Consider the following 18,734-nt stretch of genomic DNA (forward strand, 5'->3'; position numbering starts at 1 on the left):
AAAATTTGTTTTTCATGGCGGAGGAAAAGTACCGTTTAAAAAAAAAGAAAAACAGAAAATCGCCGGTTTTTTGCGGGCCTGTATCCGCAATCTTAATACGCGGTTCCGGTAATATCCATGGCAGGAGAAACGTCATGAAACGGAATATCATCAGCATAGATGAAAAAAAATGCACGGGATGCGGCCAGTGTATTCCGGATTGCCCGGAAGGGGCGCTTCAGCTAATTGATGAGAAGGCCCGGCTGGTGAGTGATCTCTTCTGTGACGGACTTGGTGCCTGCATTGGAACCTGCCCGGTCGGGGCTATCTCTGTTATCGAGCGCGAGGCCGCACCCTATGATGAAAAAGCGGTTATGGAGACGATTGTAAAGCAGGGGCCGGCTGTTATCAAAGCACATCTCAGTCATCTTGCATGTCATGGTCAGATCGTTTTTTACGACCAGGCTGTCGAATACCTGACCGGAAAGAAAATTCCCATTCCCGATCATATAGCGCCGGTTCGTACTATCAAACCGATTTTATCTGCAAAGGATCATCCCGTGGATGGCAGCAGGGCCGGTGAAGGGGTATGCCATGCAAGCCCTTATGAGCCTCACCCGTTTGCCACCTGCCCGGGATCTGCTGCCCGGAGCATTCCCCGTCCCCCGGGGCCGGGGATAGGACAACCGGTTGGGAGAACGGGCGCATCAGAACTCCGGCAATGGCCGGTCCAGCTTGCGCTCCTCAATCCCGCAGCGCCGTACTTCGACAACGCAGATCTTCTCATCTCTGCGGACTGTGTTCCGTTTGCCTATGCAAATTTTCATCCGGATTTTCTCAAAGGAAAGATCCTCATCATGTTCTGTCCGAAACTTGATTCGGATATCGACGGGTACGTTGAAAAACTGGCAGCGGTTTTCACGCAGCATACGATTAAGTCGATCACGCTCGCCCACATGGAAGTTCCCTGCTGTGGCGGGGTCGGGTACGTGGTGGATAAAGCACTGACACGATCGGGTGTTACGATCCCGGTTGAAGAGAAGACGATAACGATTGATGGGAATCTGAAGTGAGCAACGGCACAATCTATTCCGTTTTTTTAAGATGTTTCGTGTGAACGGGATCTTTTTTTTGGTTTGCTTTCAATTACAAAAAGCACGGGTACGTTTTTATATGAAGCCATAGATGGACTATCTGACTATGGGGGAGCTCGCGGCCTGGAAAAACAGCGACATGCCGTATGTCACCGTATTTTTACTCCTATCTGATAGGAACGCCCCCCTTTTTCAACCTGTACAAATCCGGAGTGGGATCGTTTCATGAACAAACTCCGGGATGACGCCTTATCCGATTTACTGGGCGCCATTGTTCTTGTAGCCGTTATCTGTATGGGGATTTCCCTTATTGGAACCCACATCCTTTCCCAGCCGAACCCCCAGCAGATTCCTGTATTATCTGCTGAAATTATCCAGTCCGGAAACTCAATCCAGATCCGGCACAACGGGGGTGACCCGGTTGCAAAAAGCGATTTGAAGATCCTGGTTGACGGTGCTGATCTCACGAATATGTTCCGGATGGATGGGGGCGTCACCTGGTCGGTCTGGTCTATCGGGCATTCCCTGCAGTTTACAGGAAGTGGAATCCCAAGGAGCATCCAGATTGTCTATACAGGAGCATCAGCAAATCAGCTTATTGTGTCATGGGGTGAATCATTCTCTTCCCTATCAGGATCGGTCACGACGACTATCACTCCGACACCGACAGCTACTCTTACTCCCGTTCCGGTTGCAGATTTTATTGGCACGCCAGTCTTTGGCTCGTCAGCACCCCTGACCGTTACGTTCATGGATCTATCGTCAAACACACCGACATTCTGGGTATGGGACTTTGGGGATGGCAGCACGACAAATAATACTGCCCGGAACCCGGTGCATACCTATGCGGGCGAGGGAAGTTACACGGTTTCCCTTGCGGCAGCGAATGCCTTTGGAAGCAACACCATTATTTTTCCACGGTATATCACGGTGGGCCAGAATCCGCCCGTTGCCGGATTCACCGGAACACCGGCAACCGGTATGATGCCTCTGAATGTTACGTTCACGGATACATCCACAAATATTCCCACATCCTGGTACTGGGACTTTGGGGATGGTGACACGACAAATAATACCGTCCGTAACCCGTTGCACACGTATGCTAATTACGGAACCTATTCAGTAACGCTTACCGCCGCGAATGAATATGGCACCAGTACTCCGTATACCCGGACGAATTATATTGTTGTCAGCCAGTACCCGCCCCCCATAGCCGGCTTCACGGCAAGTCCCCTGACAGGTCAGGTTAGCCAGGTATTCACATTTACGGACACTACTACCAACAACCCAACCTCCTGGGCATGGTCCTTTGGGGATGGCGGTACTTCGACGAATCAGAACCCGACACACCAGTATACCAGTGCAGGAACCTATACGGTCGCGCTGAATGCAACGAACGCCTTTGGCTTCAATATGGTCACCAAGACAAATTACATCACGGTGAGCCTGCCCCCGCCACCGGTAGCGGACTTTACGGCAACCCCTCTTACTGGCCCGGCTACACAAATATTCGCGTTTGCGGACAGGTCGATCAATACTCCAACCTCCTGGGTATGGTCCTTCGGGGATGGTACTACGTTAACTGTACGGAACCCGGGACACCAGTACACAACGGCCGGCACCTATACCATTTCTCTCACTGCAACAAACGATGGCGGAAGCAACACGATCACAAAGACAAATTATATCACCGTCTATCCAACGGTGACGAGCATCAATCCGACCAGCAGCCAGAAAAATAAACCCGTTACTATGACAATATACGGGACCGGGTTTGCCAATACTGCAAGCGCAAAACTCATACTTACCGGCCAGGCGGATATCACCGGAACACTTGTTTCATATATTTCCCCCACCGAGATGTCATTCCGGTTCAACCTGCCAAACGTAAAAAGCTCGGGATGGAGTGTTGTTGTAACTTCCGGGGGTCAGACCGGTTCATTGTCCAGCTCCTTTGACATAACGTGATTTTCACGACAAAAATCATCAGAAGCTTAACTTTCGTAAAAGGCTTACTCCGGATTCCTACCGGGAATTATCCCGGACACAATCACTATTAAATAGACCCTTTTACCACACACTGCATCTGGATGAAGAATTCCTGTTATGATCGAGCTTTATCAGAAGTAATCGGATTTGTCCTGCTCCTTGGGATCATAGTAGCTGCGGTCTCCCTGTACTCAACCTATCTTATTCCGGCTTCAGGCAGGGAATATGAGATCGCTCAGATGGATTCTGTCGGGAACCAGTTTACTGATTATAAACTCACCGTGGACGCACTCTGGAGCTCCCGTCTTATCAATGTCAACAGTCCCAGCCCTGTCTTGAATGTCAACCCCCTTATAGCAACTACTACCTTAAAACTCGGTACCGGCGGCAATTCACCCCTGAGTCGCCTTTACTCACCGTTTTTAAATCCAGCTCCTTCCGTGGGAACTCTGGCGTTCAACACAACCGGAGATACCTTGAATATTGACAGCAGCAGTTATCACAATTCTTCAGGTAACAGAGGTGAGTTTCCTATCAGAATTGCGTCCGTTGAGTATAGTTCGAATAATTATTATTGGATCCAGCAGCGGTATTCCTACCAGCTTGGCGGGGTATTTCTTTCGCAGGACGAGGGTACGATTAACCGCGTCTCCCCACTCATTTCGATAACCAATGCGGCCAACAGATCCATTGTTGTCAATATTGTTCCTGTGCAGGTCTATGGGAACGGGAGTATCAGCAGTAATAATCCGGTCCGGCTGGATATTCTCCAGAAGACCGTTACCCCATACAATATATCCTCGAGTTCCTATTACGCCAACAGCTGGGTCAATCTCTCAGTCACCAGTGCAGATCCTAAAACGTCTGCCATGTGGCAGCAGCTCTTCAGGGAAATCGCTATCCGGGAACAGCTTGATTCCTTAGCCTACACCACTGGCACATTCTATGACCCGGGCACGAGGCGATATACCTCCTTTATCCAGATCACCGGGACAAACCCCGACTCCAATATGAATGACGTGACATTATATGTCCAGCGGGTGGAATTTGATATCCTTATGTATAGTGCCGGAACAGCAACGACATAATTGCAGTGAGCAGTGTCCCCCCGTTTTCAGGACCGGTCATTTCCTGCTATCCAATAGATCTGATTGCGTAATTTCTGCTGCTGTAAACCGGATTCAGCCTCATAATAATCCCAGAAAAAAAGCCGGTATTACCGGCAGCCCAGGTTCTCTTCCAGCCGGAATACAACCCCGTGCGGGATTGACATGGCCGATTCCCGCAAAATATGATTATGGGAGATCCAGTTCCCCGTGGTCTCATCGCCAGTGTTCCGGATATTAATACTCATCTTGTATTCGTTGATCGGAGACAACGTCATTTCTTGATCGGAACCGGTCAATAGTCCCAATAACTATTTATAAAAATTATACGTTACTACCAGCAGTAGGATGTGAATACTATCCCCAACAATGATGCACTATCTGAAGTGATAGGTGTTGTTCTGATCCTTGCAATCGTTGTTGTGGTTCTCTCGTTTTATGTAAATTATGTTGTCCCTGCCACCGGCAGGGAGAGCGAGATCGCACAGATGAATCGTATCAGTATGCAATTTACGGATTATAAATTCACGCTGGACAATATCCGGACCTCGCTTCTTGTCAATAATTTAAGTCCGGTCATGACCTCAACGGCATTCAATCTTGGTACAGGTGGTGGCAATACTCAGGCAGGCGGGTTGTTTGTCCCCATGCTCAAACCCGTCTCTTCCTATGCAACCATTTCTGTCAATAAGACAGGTGATACCTTTGATATCGACAGCAGCAGTTATCACGCGTACAAATCTGCGCTGGTGGATTTTCCGATCAACATAACTTCCCTTGAGTACAGCTCGCATAACAATTACTGGATCCAGCAGCGGTATTCCTACCAGCTCGGGGGTGTTTTTCTCCAGCAGGATGATGGTATCACGAACCGGATATCCCCCCTGATCTCGATCTCCACCGCTGCAGAAAACAGCAACAAAACCTTTGTTGTGAATATCGCCCCGGTCCAGGTTGTTGGGGGAGGAACCCTGAGCGGGAATGGTCCGACCCGCGTAGATACCCGGGAGAGGATCCTTCCCAAGTATAATATCTCGACCGACCCGTACATTTCCAACACCTGGGTCAACCTCTCGGTCACCTGTACCGATCCTGCAACAGCTGCCATGTGGGCGGATGTGTTCAATGATATTGCAGTCCGCAACCAGATTGATCCTCTGGCATATAAAACAGGGACTCTCTATAATACCAGTCAAAAAACAACAACTGCATATCTCTCCATTACCGGAACAAACCCGAACCCTGCCTGGAAAGATGTGTCGCTGTATGTCCAGCGTGCTGAATTTTATGTTGCGCTCGAAAATATCGCATCCGGGGTAGCAGGATGATCAACAGGAAACCGGAGGTTCATGATGCGGAATGAGACGAGAGTGTGCCGGGACCCTGATTCCTGTTCAGGTGTATCAGAAACTATCGGAACGATCCTGCTCATCTCGCTTGTTGTTGCTGGGGTCAGTATTATTGCCGTTGCTGTTTTTTCCCAACCGCTTCCTACACAGGTCCCCAGCCTGAAATTCATAGCCGGGATCAATAATACCGGGACTACATTATACATTTATCACAACGGTGGTGACACCCTGAATGCGGGGGATTTCAGCGTGCTGCTCGATGGAGTGCCTGCGTTGTACAATGTTTCCGGTTGCAGCGGCAGCTCGTGCCCGTGGTCCCTTGGAAAGAACCTGATTATCCCCATAACAACCGCACCCCATACGGTCAACATTGTCTACGGCAATACAAGCATGGGAGGTGGTGTCCTGATCAACCAGGCTGCTCCTGATGTTGTGAGTTCCGGCAGTGTGCTTCCGGACCTTCTCCCATATCTTGACTGTTCAGCGGTAAGGAACTGGGCCTGTGCAAACCAGATCCCGCCGGAGATTGTTGTTGCACAATACCAAAAGAACGTGACCGTGCAGCGGATCAATTTTATGAAACAGAATGCTGTGCTGAACGGCCTTCTTAAGGGAGATAGTTCCGGAGCACCCACGTATCATTTCAATTTCACGGTAAACCAACCCAATTCGTCTATTGTCTGGGGAAACAACAATTGTGATGTTGTAACCACAATTTCCCTGACAACGGGCGATAAAGTTGCCATCTGGTTTCCTACCGACCACGGTCCGAGCGATTTTATTTTCTATGGCATGGCCCCCGCGGTATGGGAAATGGCAGGAGCCCAGCCGTCTGAAATTTCCATGAGAGTTGTTTTTGCAAACGGTACTACCTATCAAAGCATCAAAACGAACCGGCTCTGCCATACCTGGATTTCCCAGTACAAAGATCTCGATTCGTCACTCGGTGTACATGCAGTCCAGAACGGGCCCAAAGCGACCGTCACATCCTTTATTGTCAATGATACAACCATTTTATCCGGACTCGATTCTGCATCGTTTGATTTTGAAAATTTCCGCCCTATCAATAATGGTATGTTCCTGATCAGTGCACCGGGAAGTTCCCAGTCACCCGTCTTCATTGTCGGCTGGTCAGGAACAATAAAAATCAATGGTGTCACTCAAACCGGTCTTGGACTCTGATTTTTTCTCATGAGGTATATTATCGTTCCACGGGTAGTTGGATCTCCTGCTTGAAAGAGAGGTACGTGTATGAGATCTTTTTTGCTCTTCGAATACCGGTATGCGTGGCTGATTGAATGGGATATCGTCCAAAACACGTTACATACGTGTCCCGTATCTTCCTTTGCCTGTCAATCCCTTCCTGAAAAAACCCATACCCCCTCTTTCCATTTTCCGTAAAAAAACCGTTTTTTTGCTCTGCAGAAATAACATTGACCAAATCCCCAACATGCATGCCGCTGAAATCGGTATACGTGTACCATTTGTCAGTCAAACCGCCAGATACCCCCGCCGGAACGGAGCCGCTCTGATCCGGGTAAAACGGTTCTTTTTCTGTATGCTGTCCCTGCCCGAAAATGCAGATATTTGACCTTGCCTGTATTGGCTCTGTCTGTCTCAAAAAAGAATAACCCACAAATAACCTGATTTGTGGGTCAAAACGTTCTGCTGAACACCTCTTTCCCACAACAACTGAATCATCCAGACTCCCATCCTGCACGCAAATAAGGATCTTTTCACCTTCGCCTATATATCCACGAACCCCCCATACACCCTGCATGAAATATACGGCACGGCATATCCAGCGATTCCTGGAATCAGGAAAGATCGATGCAATACTCTGGAACAACCATTTCCCCACGCTGCTGCCAAGCCAGGTTCCAGCCTGCGGGGATTGCGGGGAGTTTAAGGACCGGACCTGTGAAGGCGGGCAGGACCCGGTTGAGTGTTTCCTTAAAAAAACCCGGCACGCGGAACCTTCCGATAAACCCCGGCAGAAGAAGCGTGACCCGATGCTCGGCCTTGGTTCAAGCAGATCAACCGGCCACGGCTCTGTCAAGGAGTTCGATTATTCCAAAGTATAACCCGATCTCTCTCCCGTCCCTCGACACGATATTGATTATTCCGCCGCCCCGGAATGAATACCAGAGGTCCTGACCGTTCCGGCCCGGTCGCGGATCCGTAAAATTCTCGAAAAGACCCTCAACGTGGGGTCTCATCCTCCGGCCCGGATCCCGGGCACGCGAAGATACATGCGGGGATTCTGATTTCGCGATCATCCGGGAAATGACCGGAGGACCGGGTTGTATGACCGTATCTGATTTTCCGGCCAGGCTGCCGCAATTACCGTTACAACACTATTTTGAGATCTTTGGAAGTTTGTCAAGAACTCTGCTGATAACCTTCTCAAACGGATCGCTGGAACAATCGATTGTTATATCGGCATACCTCTCGTACAGCGGGATCCTCTCGTTATACATTTCAGGAAGGCTCTCGCCATCAGGAAGGACAATTCCCCGTGTTGTGATGTTGCCAAGCCGCCTTATCATCTCATCACAGGAGATCCTGAGGTACAGGACAATGCCCTCGGATTTCAGGTGCTCCATTGCCCGTTCGCTGAAGACAACACTGCCTCCCGTGGCAATGACCGTGTTATCGCAGTGAAGGGAAAGGACTATCTGCTCCTCAATCTTCTTGAACGCGTCAGTCCCGTCAGTATCGATAACCTCCTGCAGGAGCCTTCCTGTCCGTTCCTGCAGCACAAGATCCGTATCGGAAAATTTCCAGCCAAGGGTTTTTGCCAGGATCACGCCGAGCGTGCTCTTGCCGGCGCCGGGCATACCGATGATAATAATGTTCTTCATAGTGTCCGCAGCCTCAGGAAGGGATAGTGAGTTTTTATGGATAAAACCAGTTCCCTCCATTGCCTTTTAAAGTTCCCTGCTCCCACCACAAAGTTTGAAAATGAATACTACTCTATCAGAAATATTGTATGTCAGACACCATCAGGATCTCAGGAAACCTGTTCCGGCATCACACCGCAAAAACCCGGAAGCACCTCAACAAGGGCTTCCGGCTGACAGAAAAACAGTATTTCCGGCGTTTCGGCGAATTTTTGAAAAAGTGCAGGTCCCACGGCTGGAAAGCGTGGTAACGGTCCGGTTAAAACCCCGGGGCTCTCTTATTCCCGGCCGGTGCCGGTGAACCGGTATGCTCCCTTCGGGACCGCGATCTCGAACCGGGCTCCTTTTCCCGGTACACCGGTTTCCGTTATCAGGATCCCGGTAATGGCGAGGATTTCCCGGATGAGAAAGAGCCCGAAGCCGGAGTTTTTCCCATACCCGCGGGAGAAGATCAGATCCTTGTCCTCTACCGGGACACCGATGCCGTCATCTTCGCAGACAAGGACAAGACCGTCTTTTGATTCATGGGCTGAAAAGCGGATGCTCCGGGCGGCCCCGCCACTGTGGCGCCGGGCATTGTCGAGCAGGTTGAAGAACACTTTTTCGAGGAGCGGGTCTGCGAGGATCTCAACGGATTCACAGCCGGTAATTTCGAGTCGGAGACCCTTGAGATCGAGCCATGCCGCGGCAGTCTTTATACCGGTATCGGGATTCTGCCAGGCCGGGGCTTTGATGCCGAGAGTCTCATATTCCTTGGTGAAGAGGATCTGACGCCCGATGGTGGCGGAGATCTGTTCTGCCTGGGCGATATTCTCAGCAGTCGTTGCTCTATCCCCCAGACTGTCCCTGGTGAGCTCAAGGTACGCGTCCAACGAGAAGAGCTGGTTGCGTATATCGTGCCGGGTTATGCCCGAAAGCAGGTTCAGTTTCTGGTTTGCAATCCGCAGGGCATTTTCCGCCCGTTTGCGTTCAGTAATATCGATCACCTGCACCAGGTATTCCGATATCCTGCAGTCTTTATCCTTTACCGGGGTTATCAGCACGTCAAGGGAGATCCTGCCACTTCGGGTTGTTGGGTAAAGTCCCAGCCGGTTTACCAGATCGAAATCGAAATCGGATTCATAGCGTATTGTTTTTCCGTTTTTCAGCAACCCGGACTGATCAGGAGGAATGTTCGGGTCGTCAAAGAGCCGGAATCCCTTCACCGCATCGGGGGAAGTGATACCAAAGAGTGCACAGCCGGCCTCATTAATGTCAATGAGAGTCCCCTCCCGGGTGAAACTTTCTATCGCTATGGGGGACTTGCTGTAAATATTCTGGAAACGCATCCCGCTCTCGTTAAGTTTCAGCTCGATTCGCTTGCGTTCCGTGATGTCAATTACTATCAGACCAAGGCCGATAATTTCCGCTCCGTCCATCCTTATCGGATAAGAACTGGTAATCCAGAACCGCGTCTCACCCGGGTTTGCCTGGGTTCTGCATTCCAGCTCCCGATTGGTTATGGAGATGCCGGTTTCCAGGATCCTGGATAAATCGTCTTTTACCTTTGGCCAGATGTCCGGTACAACTTCTTCGACTGCCCGCCCGAGGCACTCGGATACCGTAAATCCGCTGATCTTTGCAATGTTCTCGTTGACGTGAACGAAACGGTAGCTCGTGTCCAGGTAGGCAAAACCTATGGGTGCATGGTCAAGAAGCGTTTTGAATAACAGGTACGATTCTTCAGCGGATTTCCGGGATTCCCTGAGCGCGGCTTCATTACTGATACGCTCACTGATGTCCCGGTTCACGCCGCGGAAACCGGCCAGGGTTCCGTCCGGACCAAGTATGGGGCTTGAACTGACCTCCATCCAGATGGTTCCCCCGTCTTTTTTCTTTCCCTCAATCACAAATACACGGGATTGCCCGGCAGAACCACTCATTGCTTTATCCCTGTGGGAAGTGAGTCGGTTCCTTACGTCGAGCGCAGATGCGGGCGTAAGGAGGTCAATGAGGGAATGGCCAATCATCTCATCTATCGGATAACCGGTTATCCGTTCCTGTGACGGACTGACATAGGTGATGCGGAGATCAGCAGTCGTCTCCCAGACCATATCCTGGATATTGTTTACCAGGTTCCGGTACTTCTCTTCGCTCTCTCTGAGCGCGGCTTCGGCCTCCTTCTGCCGGGTCATGTCGATATCCAGGCAGAAAAAATCCGGCTCGTGACCCGGGTGCGGCAGCATGACATGGCTGGAATAGACCGGAATACGGGTGCCGTTTTTATGAACAAGGTATTTTTCGGACGCCGGGGGCATGACTCCGGTAACGGAACTGCGCCCGATCTCCTGACGGATAATTTCCCGCATCTCCAAAGGAACAATCAGGTCGACAATGTTTTTACCAACCGCTTCCTCAGCCGTATACCCATAGAGCAGCTCATTTGCCTTGTTCCAGTAATTGACGATCCCATCCGGCCCGTATCCCTGAACCGAGATGTTCGGTATCGAGTCGAGCAGGGTCTGGAACCTCCGTTCGCTCTCCCGCAGTTCATCCTTTGCCCGGTTCCGCTCGACAGCTATGCTGATCTTATGCATCAGTTCGGTAAACTGGGCTTTCGGCCCCCCGCCTTTCTGGAGATAAAAATCCGCCCCTTCGTTGAGTGCCTGGATGATAATCTCCTCGCGTCCCTTGCCGGTGAAGAGGATGAAAGGGATCGTTCCGAACGTAAGGCGCACTTCTTTTAAGAATTCGATCCCGTCCATTTTCGGCATCTGGAAATCGGAAACAATGGCATCGAACGAACCGGCTTTGAGAATCTCGAGGCCTTCGATTGCCGATAATGCCGGAGTCACCGAAAACCCGGACGTTCGTTCAAGATATAGTTTGCCCGCGTTCAGGAGATGTTCTTCGTCATCAACATAGAGGATACGGTACATGCGGAATCCTGATATTATCCAGTTATCATCCAATATTGCTTAAAAAGAGATCGCATATGCCTGGACCCGGACAACGCGCCGGGATGCGGATTCCCCGTGAGTTAACTACGGGGTTTACTCATACCACCGGGATAATCCGGTGTGGGCTGCAGGGTGAGACAGAAAAAAAACGTATTGTTTTTAACCGGATTACCGCGTTTCATGTTCTTATCATTCAACAAATTACTCCGGACTGAGCGGGAATCCGTAGCCGGGATGCGATGGGTGAACCGCTCTTAAAACTATCAAATGAAGGAAAAACGGTATTCTGGTTTTCAGAGGAAACGTGTCAGAGTACCAGCATTATGCAGAGCATGAGCCCCGTGAGGAGCGTCAGCACAATTGCCACCGGTGCAACCTTACGGATCACGTCACCTTCAATTCCCAGTTTGTCGATTACGGCTGCAGCATTCACGATCTTGGCAACGGCCACGCCCGATGCAACCCCGCCGGCAACTGCATGAGCTGCATAGACCGGGATAAAGTTGAGATCGAGAACATCCGTGGATTTCTTCAGGATGCCATAGAACATCACGTTCGAAGAGGCTTCGCTGCCGGAGATGAATGCCCCGAGAAGACCCAGTGTCGGGCTGATGAGCGGGAAACCGATCCCAAAGAAGAGGGCAAGGGCGAGACCTATCACCGCGTTCATGTTGAAAGCATCGGCGCCGGGCAGATAGGATAAGGAGTTGTTGACAACCGATCGGCCGGACCAGTCCATGACATAGGCAATGGCAAAGAAGACCATGGCTGCAAGGGTCGGGGCCCAGGCGCGCTTTACCCATAAGGACAGAATATTTTTTGCCTCATCGCGGGTCCGTATGAGGAGCGGAGCCGCAAGGATCGTGCTGACAAGCACCCAGAAGTAAGCCTGGTTTAAAAGTTTCAGGTCAACGAATTTGTCGGCAATAACCGGAATTTTCTGAACGGGCCCGAGAAAATTGTAGAGCCCGGTCTGGAGAAACGGTATGCTGATGAGAACTGCAAAGGTCACGAGCAGGATCCACGGGAACGCCGCTTTCCAGAGGGGCATACCGATCTCTTCAGCCACCGGGGTTTCCGCAGGTCCGGCCAAAATCACCGGCTTTCCCCGCAGGGCCCGCAGGAGAAAAAGGACAACAATGGTTACAAGCCCCGAAAAAACGCCGACAAGCCCTATCGCGGAGGCGGGCAGAATATTGACAAAAACAAGAGCGGAGAGCCCAAGCGTCAGGCCGGCAATGACTGCGGTTAAAAATCCTTTTCTTACGCCCTCAAACCCGTCCGCTACCCAGAGCATCCCGAGGGCGATTCCGGTTGAGATGACCGGGAGGAAAAGCGCAACGGAACACCCAAGGGCCTTGGCATCGAAACCAAACGCCGAAGCCGGGATGGTGATGGGAACCGCAAGAAGCGAGAAGGACGTGAGCGGATCGTATCCGAGGCAGGGGAGGGCGACGGCCGCTATGGGTGAAAAACCCAGGGCAAGCATGATTGGCGGAAGCATCGTAACCGGCGTTGCGCCAATGGAGACAAGAAACGACCCGAAGCCAACGTTTAAGATCATGATCTGCTCGTAGCGCTCGGCGGCAATGGATTTGATGTACACCGTGATCCGGCTGATTGCACCGGTCATGTCCATCATCGTTACCTGAAGGATGGTAAAGAGCACCATCAGCGAGATGCCAAACGAGGACAGGACACCGGCCCAGGAGGCAGAGAGTGCAATTACGGGCGAAGTCTGGAAGAAGAGTACGGCAAGGATAACCGTTAAGAGCCAGCCAATAACGCCCATGAGCGTGCCGGACAGCCGGAAGAATACAAGCCCGGCAAAAATTACGAGAATTGGCAGGACAGCAAGAAAAAACAGAACCACGAGATCCATGGAGATACCTTCCGGAAAATGCTCAGGATGATCCGTCATTGTCCAGCAAAACGGTATCGCTTTGATATGGATATATTGTTTTTTTTATAAAATAAACCCGGGCCGGGCCTGGTTCGCCCGTTGCTTCATGCTACGGGGAGATACTGCCAATCAATTTCGATCGTGTTATATGTTAGCATGCAACAAATTAACATGGTACAATGTTTGGATTACCGGATATCACGATAATTGCGGTAGGCTTCGTTCTGGTTGTCGTTATCGCAGCACTGCTCTACTGGGGAATTTCATTCAGGGGGCATGACTGATGGAAGCCGATATTATTACCATCGGCGTAGTTGCGCTCTATTTCCTGGGAATGCTCGCAATAGGAGCGTGGGCATCAAAGAAGATCAAGAACACCGAAGACTACCTCGTGGCGGGCCGCCAGCTCGGGTTCTGGGTCTTTGTCCTCCTGATGATAGGAACGGTTGCATCGGGAATGTCGCTTCTCGGCGTTTCGGGACTCGGGTTCAAGGCCGGCTGGCCGACTATCTGGGAACAGATATTTGTCCCGCTCTCTATCGGGTTCTGTATCATCTTCTTCGGGGTCAAGCTTCACAATGTGGCAAGGACGGCCGGGTACATTACGGTACAGGACTATCTTGCCCACCGGTACGAGAGCCCGACCGCCCTGCGATCGCTCGCGGCTGTTGCGGGTATCATTGTATCGCTGATCTATCTCGTGGGACAATACTCGGCAATCGCGATAGTTCTTATGTGGCTCTTCGGGATACCGCTCTGGCTGGCATTGGTGATTGCAACCGTCATCACAACCGTCTATACCGCGATTGGCGGACTCTATGCCGTTGCCTGGGCATCGCTGATCCAGTCGATCATCCTGATTGGCGGCGTTCTCATCATGGCACCCATCATCATCTTCTATGCCGGTGGTTTTGCGCATGTCAATGATGTCATGGCCGGCATCAACCCGAACCTTGTCATGCCGTGGATGCCATCCGGGGCGTTCGGGATCCCGTACGTTGTGTCGTTTGCGGTTCTGCTGATGGTCGGCCTTGCCTGCGCCCCGCATGTCATCAATAACGTGCTCGCAATCAAGGATGTCAAATATTTCAAGTGGGCACCAATTGTTGCCTTCATCACGTACGCAATCGTCATGTTCCTGTTAAAATTCACGGGTTTTGCCGGCGCCGTCATGGTAAAAGAGGGCACATTTGTTCTCCCCAAGGTAGCCAATGCCGGAGATTTTGTCATCCTTTACGGGATCCAGTCATCCCTCCCTATCCTCGCACTCTGGGCAGTCTTTGCAGTCATCGTCCTTGCAGCCGTTATGTCCACCACCGATCGGCTTATGCTTACCATCGGGGGAATGTGCTCATGGGATCTTTACAAGAAAGTCCTCCGGCCTGATGCTCCCGACAAGACCGTTCTCCTCCTTTCAAAGATAGTTGTAGTCCTCTCAGCCATCGGCACCATGATCCTTGCCATCAACCCTCCGGAGATGCTCGCCATCCTTATCTGGATGGGTATCGGGGTCATGCTCTCCACCTTTGCCGTCCCGCTCCTTGCCGGCCTGTACTGGCGGGGGGCAACGCGGGAAGGGGCCCTTGCCGCCATGGCGCTCGGCCTTGTCTCATCGCTCACATTCGGTATGCTCAACTACATCAAGCTCGCGGCTTTCGGGGTCGACTTCGGGAAGATTCCCCTGCACTTCTCGGCATACTCGTTCATCCTCGCAATCCTCGCGATGATTATTGTCAGCCTGCTGACAAAGAAGACGGCCGACAAGGTTCTTGACGAGACCCAGACCGGCTGGTACATCTCAAAGCAATAATCTTTTTTTTCGGGTTTTAACACCCTCTTTCAACAGGATTTCCGGGTTGCGTTCCTTATTTTTTATAATGCAGGGAAATGTGCCATGCATTTGCAGGGAATTGCAGGAATTCCGCTCCATTTACTCGTGGGAATAATAATACGGGATTAAAATTTGGAAATGAGGTTCGGTCTCTCCATTTCCTCCTTCCACACCGATCGCGTGATGAGGTTGTGTAAGAAAATGCATACTCGATTGCTCGGCATATATGCCGTGCGTATGGGCTCATTTATATATCGTTACAAAGACCTTCCTATCAGAGCCGCAAAGCAGAAGATTCCGTCAGGCAGGATCTTGCACACAGCCAGAATGTAAGGACTGCGTGCAGAAATCCCGTCCATTTGCGGCATTTTAACGGAAGGATACCAGGAGAATGAATAAAAACGGCTGGTAAAACCAGCATAAGTCAATGAGAAAGACTGTGGTGAAGAAAAATGGCTGACGTACAATGTCAACAAACAACCGTATCACGTGAAATCCCTGAGCATAATTATGAAAATGCACCGTCCCCCAAGACCAGAAGGCTGCTTGGCTTTGATATTGGTGATGTTCAGTATGGCATCGACCTCTCCGAGACAATTGATGTCATTAGGGATCTCAGGATGATACAGTCATGTACGCCGGTCTCCATGACCAGGCACTTTCTCCGGTGCAACCGGAGAAACACGATCGTCTTTAATCTCGATGAGTGCCTTACCATGCAGGGCGGGCAGGAAGGGCATAAACCTGCCAGCTTTGTGATGCTGGACGAGAAGATCCAGGACTCATGTGTTGGGATCCTTGTTCCCGGCATTCCCACGGCTCTCAACAAAAGTTATACCCCAACACGGACCGGTATGAGGCACACAGCGCAGAAGAAGATCCCCGTACGGAGTCTGGTAAGGAACAGCACCCCCGGTAAGAAAAGATGTGCACGCAATACCGTTACGGTTATCGACTTAAGGAATCTTGTCGATAACTGCATTGTCCGCATGAAATTCATGCACCATGCACAGAACTAACTCCACCCCCTCTCATTTTTATTTTTTTTAGCTCTGTAGAAACACCCATGAACGGTTTTCACACCCGAACCATGAAAATCAAATACCCATACTTTGTTCTGGTGAGATCGGTTAACTCAACTTAGTTGATTTTCATGGGAAAACCCCAATGGTGAGAAACAGGAAGTACCGGTTCACATCCTTCTGGTGAATTGTAACATGGGGTACCAGGAAAAGATAAAAACTCCCCATACCCCCCCATATCCCCAACCTCACCGAAAAAATATCCGTTATGCTGGTTACTGAAATCCTTGAATAAAAAAAGAGACCGGTAACTGAGGGTGGGTGAATATTCTCTTAAAATATGTACTGGAATAAGGGTTCAGATAGGTTGATTTTACCAACGAAAGGGATGCATGGCCAGACCAGATAGTACGGCTGGCGGATATTTTATGGTTCTCCGGTTCTTTGACATCAGATCAAGAAAAAGGAGTGATTGTACCTTGAATCTTTCAACTGTCGGTTCAACCCCATTCCGGATTCGTTTTTTCTCCAGAACAAAAAAAAATCAGTTTTTTCGCCGCATGTACAGGGCGATGATGAACAGGGCGCCCAGTGCCGTTACCGGGAGCAGCGGAGACTTCTGGGTGGGACTCACCTTGAGGAGAGCTGCCGAGACCGTGCTCGTTGCACCGGCATTGACCAGGGTTGTTGTCGAATATTCCTGGTACCCGTCCAGGGTCAGGGTCAGGAGATGGTTGCCGGCAGTCACGTCATTGACCGTGAGCGGCGTGATGCCAATGAAGTTGTTGTCAAGCAGCACGTTTGCACCGGCTGGGGTTGAGGAGACCGAGAGGGATCCCCGCCCGGCAGAAGGTGAGAGCGGCTGGAGGATTTTACTCACTTCTGAAACGGTGTTCGGAGAGACGCTCGTGACAACCGAGTATGGGTGGTATCCGGAGAGTGTGAGGGCCACGGTGCGTTCGCCCACCGGGATATTATTCAGTTTGAGCGATCCGGATGCCGGGGTCTGTCCAAAGTTTACTCCGTCAATAGTAACGGTGGCGCCACCGGGGCTGGAAGAGACATAGATCCACCCGGTGCTGCTGACCGGCATGGGATTTAAGGTCCCGGAAACGGTCCGTGTCCCGCCGGCAGGTACCTCTACGGTTGATTTCCAGTCATAATAGCCCGGATAATCCAGCTGTACGATATGAGTTGTTGCAGCCAGGTTGTTGAGCGTGATTGGTGTTATCCCCCTATATACTCCATCGAGATACACCTTTGCATTGGTGGGCTGGGATATGACATAGAGGGAACCTGAGGTTACGAGCTTTGTCATCGGGCAGTACACGCTTGACCGAAGGCCCGAGGATACAGAGACGGAAGTGGTGAACGACTGGTATCCCGCAAGATCGGCTTCGATCGTATAGGTTCCGGGCCAGACATCGCTGATGGTCAGCGGGGAGAGACCGCGGTAATCCCCGTTGAAATAGATCTGTGCACCGGATGGCTGGGAGGTGACCGAGATCGAGCCATAGTTAATGGGCACGATGGTCGGGACCGGGTTCAGGGTTGCGTACACAACCCGGGTCTGCCCTGCTTCCGGCATCTCAACGGATGTTGAATACGGGTTATACCCGCTCTTTTCCACGGATACCGTCCGGATCGGGGTTCCGGTTGTATACACCGGGACCGTGAGGGAACCACCGGAAATAACTCCCTGGTACTCTCCATTGAAGCTGACACTTGCCCCATCAACATTACAGCGGACTTCAATCCAGCCCTCTCCGCCGCCAAGGGCGCTGGCTGCCGGGATACAGAGAAGGATAATCCCGATAAGGACACAGGAAATAAGCGTTTTATTCCTCATACAATCTACCAGAAGGTCATCGGCACAGATCCAAAAAAACGTTTCCGTCCGGAGTTAAGGATTTTGTTTTTTAAAAACCGCATAAATTTCCGATCGGGTATAATCCCGGCCCCGGATTCGCATTGTCCAGGTTTTTTTGTCAAGGGATTCCGTGTCGAATTGCAAGAACAGGTTGCGAACCTCTTCTTCCGTGAAATAATGGGTACTGATCCCGTTTCCCCGCACAAATGTTCCCGGTCCGGTCTCAGTACCTTTGCCGAACCGGAAATCCTCTTTCGAGAATTCGCAGAAGAAGAGGCTGCCGCCCGGACAAAGAATCCGTTCTATCCCATCGGCAACGAAGACACGGTCATCCGCAGCAAGGTGCCCGAGAACATGATAGGCGAATACACAATCAAACGAGCCGGTCCGGAACGGCAATCTTCTGGCATCCGAGAGCGTGAGTTCACAGGAAGAGCCACAAGGCAGGACCTGCCGGCAAAGGGAGACTGCGTTACGGGAGAAATCCGTGGCAGTTACCTCCCACCCTTTGTTCAGCATCCCGGCAAGCGTCTTGCCGTTTCCGCATCCCAGCTCCAGCACGCGGGAGGATACGGGCAGGAACGGGAGACCGGGCACTGCGCCGCTCCAGACCGGGCCCCGGGCTGAATAATCTTTTTCCCAGGCCTCCTTATCCCGGTTGTGCATCAGTGGATCACCTCTGATAATCTCATTTCGGATTTGCATTGTCTCCCTTCTGGCATATCAGACCGTTCGTTTCACCATAATGC

The 18,734-nt window shown here is 51.1% G+C and carries 16 protein-coding genes; 9 read left to right on the forward strand and 7 right to left on the reverse strand.

The genetic code is table 11. The annotated features are described in order from the left end of the window. The first annotated feature begins 134 nt into the window (after positions 1-134). The 3 genes from WC598_RS10530 to WC598_RS10540 all read left to right on the forward strand — a co-directional run bounded on the left by WC598_RS10530 (position 135) and on the right by WC598_RS10540 (position 4,150). Complete coding sequence (locus WC598_RS10530; RefSeq protein ID WP_372961452.1) at positions 135-1,052, forward strand: ATP-binding protein; 918 nt, start codon at positions 135-137, stop codon at positions 1,050-1,052. 246 nt (positions 1,053-1,298) lie between these two features. Further along, positions 1,299-3,041 carry a PKD domain-containing protein gene (locus tag WC598_RS10535; protein ID WP_372961453.1) on the forward strand — a complete coding sequence of 581 codons (1,743 nt, stop codon included), beginning with the start codon at positions 1,299-1,301 and terminating at the stop codon, positions 3,039-3,041. Positions 3,042-3,163: 122 nt separating this feature from the next. Further along, the gene (locus tag WC598_RS10540; protein ID WP_372961454.1) at positions 3,164-4,150 is read left to right on the forward strand and encodes a hypothetical protein; all 987 of its coding nucleotides are present in this window, start codon (positions 3,164-3,166) and stop codon (positions 4,148-4,150) included. 128 nt (positions 4,151-4,278) lie between these two features. On the opposite strand, the gene WC598_RS10545 is transcribed toward WC598_RS10540, so the two are convergent. Next, positions 4,279-4,446 carry a hypothetical protein gene (locus WC598_RS10545; RefSeq protein ID WP_372961455.1) on the reverse strand — a complete coding sequence of 56 codons (168 nt, stop codon included), beginning with the start codon at positions 4,444-4,446 and terminating at the stop codon, positions 4,279-4,281. Between the two features lie 72 nt (positions 4,447-4,518). Between WC598_RS10545 and WC598_RS10550 the strand changes: the two genes are divergently transcribed. Further along, positions 4,519-5,496 carry a hypothetical protein gene (locus tag WC598_RS10550; RefSeq protein ID WP_372961456.1) on the forward strand — a complete coding sequence of 326 codons (978 nt, stop codon included), beginning with the start codon at positions 4,519-4,521 and terminating at the stop codon, positions 5,494-5,496. 21 nt (positions 5,497-5,517) lie between these two features. After that, positions 5,518-6,699, forward strand: coding sequence for a type IV pilin (locus WC598_RS10555; RefSeq protein WP_372961457.1), 1,182 nt, complete (start codon positions 5,518-5,520; stop codon positions 6,697-6,699). A gap of 19 nt (positions 6,700-6,718) precedes the next feature. Here WC598_RS10555 and WC598_RS10560 read toward each other — a convergent pair whose 3' ends face one another. After that, on the reverse strand, positions 6,719-7,297 hold the full coding sequence (locus WC598_RS10560; protein WP_372961458.1) for a hypothetical protein: 579 nt from the start codon (positions 7,295-7,297) through the stop codon (positions 6,719-6,721). Here WC598_RS10560 and WC598_RS10565 point away from each other — a divergent pair. Then, a complete protein-coding gene (locus WC598_RS10565) occupies positions 7,296-7,601 on the forward strand; it encodes a hypothetical protein (RefSeq protein WP_372961459.1) in 306 nt (101 codons plus the stop codon). The two genes, WC598_RS10560 and WC598_RS10565, sit on opposite strands and share 2 nt — an antisense overlap. A 273-nt stretch (positions 7,602-7,874) precedes the next feature. On the opposite strand, the gene WC598_RS10570 is transcribed toward WC598_RS10565, so the two are convergent. Beyond that, the gene (locus tag WC598_RS10570) at positions 7,875-8,381 is read right to left on the reverse strand and encodes a shikimate kinase (RefSeq protein ID WP_372961460.1); all 507 of its coding nucleotides are present in this window, start codon (positions 8,379-8,381) and stop codon (positions 7,875-7,877) included. A 128-nt stretch (positions 8,382-8,509) separates the two neighbouring features. Between WC598_RS10570 and WC598_RS10575 the strand changes: the two genes are divergently transcribed. Beyond that, positions 8,510-8,671, forward strand: coding sequence for a hypothetical protein (locus tag WC598_RS10575; RefSeq protein ID WP_372961461.1), 162 nt, complete (start codon positions 8,510-8,512; stop codon positions 8,669-8,671). Between the two features lie 27 nt (positions 8,672-8,698). Here WC598_RS10575 and WC598_RS10580 read toward each other — a convergent pair whose 3' ends face one another. Together WC598_RS10580 and WC598_RS10585 are read right to left on the reverse strand one after the other, a co-directional pair. After that, positions 8,699-11,338, reverse strand: a complete 2,640-nt coding sequence (locus tag WC598_RS10580) for a PAS domain S-box protein (RefSeq protein ID WP_372961462.1) — start codon at positions 11,336-11,338, stop codon at positions 8,699-8,701. Between the two features lie 328 nt (positions 11,339-11,666). After that, complete coding sequence (locus WC598_RS10585; protein ID WP_372961463.1) at positions 11,667-13,280, reverse strand: L-lactate permease; 1,614 nt, start codon at positions 13,278-13,280, stop codon at positions 11,667-11,669. A gap of 265 nt (positions 13,281-13,545) precedes the next feature. Here WC598_RS10585 and WC598_RS10590 point away from each other — a divergent pair, with 265 nt between their 5' ends. Then, a complete protein-coding gene (locus WC598_RS10590) occupies positions 13,546-15,072 on the forward strand; it encodes a sodium:solute symporter (protein WP_372961464.1) in 1,527 nt (508 codons plus the stop codon). A gap of 473 nt (positions 15,073-15,545) precedes the next feature. Next, positions 15,546-16,112, forward strand: coding sequence for a hypothetical protein (locus tag WC598_RS10595; protein WP_372961465.1), 567 nt, complete (start codon positions 15,546-15,548; stop codon positions 16,110-16,112). 547 nt (positions 16,113-16,659) lie between these two features. Here the strand turns inward: WC598_RS10595 and WC598_RS10600 are convergent. Further along, positions 16,660-17,964, reverse strand: a complete 1,305-nt coding sequence (locus WC598_RS10600) for a PEGA domain-containing protein (protein WP_372961466.1) — start codon at positions 17,962-17,964, stop codon at positions 16,660-16,662. A 54-nt stretch (positions 17,965-18,018) separates the two neighbouring features. Continuing rightward, positions 18,019-18,651: a class I SAM-dependent methyltransferase gene (locus tag WC598_RS10605; protein ID WP_372961467.1), complete on the reverse strand. Its 633-nt coding sequence runs from the start codon at positions 18,649-18,651 to the stop codon at positions 18,019-18,021. Between the last annotated feature and the right edge of the window lie 83 nt (positions 18,652-18,734).

The organism is Methanoregula sp. (assembly GCF_041645475.1).
Taxonomy (GTDB): domain Archaea; phylum Halobacteriota; class Methanomicrobia; order Methanomicrobiales; family Methanospirillaceae; genus Methanoregula.

Excerpts from the sequence above, each read along its gene's own strand:
- WC598_RS10530 (WP_372961452.1), top strand. The coding sequence starts at position 135 with ATGAAACGGAATATCATCAGCATAGATGAAAAAAAATGCACGGGATGC.
- WC598_RS10535 (WP_372961453.1), top strand. The coding sequence starts at position 1,299 with ATGAACAAACTCCGGGATGACGCCTTATCCGATTTACTGGGCGCCATT.
- WC598_RS10540 (WP_372961454.1), top strand. The coding sequence starts at position 3,164 with ATGAAGAATTCCTGTTATGATCGAGCTTTATCAGAAGTAATCGGATTT.
- WC598_RS10545 (WP_372961455.1), bottom strand. The coding sequence starts at position 4,446 with ATGACGTTGTCTCCGATCAACGAATACAAGATGAGTATTAATATCCGG.
- WC598_RS10555 (WP_372961457.1), top strand. The coding sequence starts at position 5,518 with ATGATGCGGAATGAGACGAGAGTGTGCCGGGACCCTGATTCCTGTTCA.
- WC598_RS10565 (WP_372961459.1), top strand. The coding sequence starts at position 7,296 with ATGAAATATACGGCACGGCATATCCAGCGATTCCTGGAATCAGGAAAG.
- WC598_RS10560 (WP_372961458.1), bottom strand. The coding sequence starts at position 7,297 with ATGCAGGGTGTATGGGGGGTTCGTGGATATATAGGCGAAGGTGAAAAG.
- WC598_RS10570 (WP_372961460.1), bottom strand. The coding sequence starts at position 8,381 with ATGAAGAACATTATTATCATCGGTATGCCCGGCGCCGGCAAGAGCACG.
- WC598_RS10575 (WP_372961461.1), top strand. The coding sequence starts at position 8,510 with ATGTCAGACACCATCAGGATCTCAGGAAACCTGTTCCGGCATCACACC.
- WC598_RS10580 (WP_372961462.1), bottom strand. The coding sequence starts at position 11,338 with ATGTACCGTATCCTCTATGTTGATGACGAAGAACATCTCCTGAACGCG.
- WC598_RS10585 (WP_372961463.1), bottom strand. The coding sequence starts at position 13,280 with ATGACGGATCATCCTGAGCATTTTCCGGAAGGTATCTCCATGGATCTC.
- WC598_RS10590 (WP_372961464.1), top strand. The coding sequence starts at position 13,546 with ATGGAAGCCGATATTATTACCATCGGCGTAGTTGCGCTCTATTTCCTG.
- WC598_RS10595 (WP_372961465.1), top strand. The coding sequence starts at position 15,546 with ATGGCTGACGTACAATGTCAACAAACAACCGTATCACGTGAAATCCCT.
- WC598_RS10600 (WP_372961466.1), bottom strand. The coding sequence starts at position 17,964 with ATGAGGAATAAAACGCTTATTTCCTGTGTCCTTATCGGGATTATCCTT.
- WC598_RS10605 (WP_372961467.1), bottom strand. The coding sequence starts at position 18,651 with ATGCACAACCGGGATAAGGAGGCCTGGGAAAAAGATTATTCAGCCCGG.